The organism is Achromobacter sp. Marseille-Q0513 (assembly GCF_018195695.1).
GTDB lineage: Bacteria > Pseudomonadota > Gammaproteobacteria > Burkholderiales > Burkholderiaceae_B > Achromobacter.
On record NZ_JAGTJY010000628.1, the window covers coordinates 1 to 348 of the forward strand.

Annotated in this window: 1 protein-coding gene; it reads right to left on the reverse strand. The window is 67.0% G+C overall.

Annotated features, from left to right (window positions below; genetic code table 11):
* On the reverse strand, positions 1-305 hold a 305-nt coding region (locus tag KDH83_RS32060; RefSeq protein WP_212323247.1), incomplete at its 3' end, for an SDR family NAD(P)-dependent oxidoreductase.
* Between the last annotated feature and the right edge of the window lie 43 nt (positions 306-348).

Consider the following 348-nt stretch of genomic DNA (forward strand, 5'->3'; position numbering starts at 1 on the left):
GTTTCATCCCATTCCTGTATCGGCCGGTGGGTGACGTCGCCGGCGTTGGCATATAGCACGTCCAGGCGTGGCCACTGGCGCGCGAGCGTCAGGGCCAGATCCTGCTGGGCGCCGATGTCGCCGGCATCGCAACGGATCGCCAGCACGGCGCCGCCCAGTTCCGCCGTGGCGCGCTCCAGCGCGCGCTCGTCACGGCCGGTGATGGCGACCGTGGCGCCCTCGGCCAGGAACTGCCTTGCCGTTTCCAGGCCGATGCCGCTGGTGCCGCCGGTGACCAGGGCGAATTTATCTTGCAGTCGTGTCATGTGCGTGTTCCGTGATCAAAGTGGGAAAGCGCCATTGTTCCTC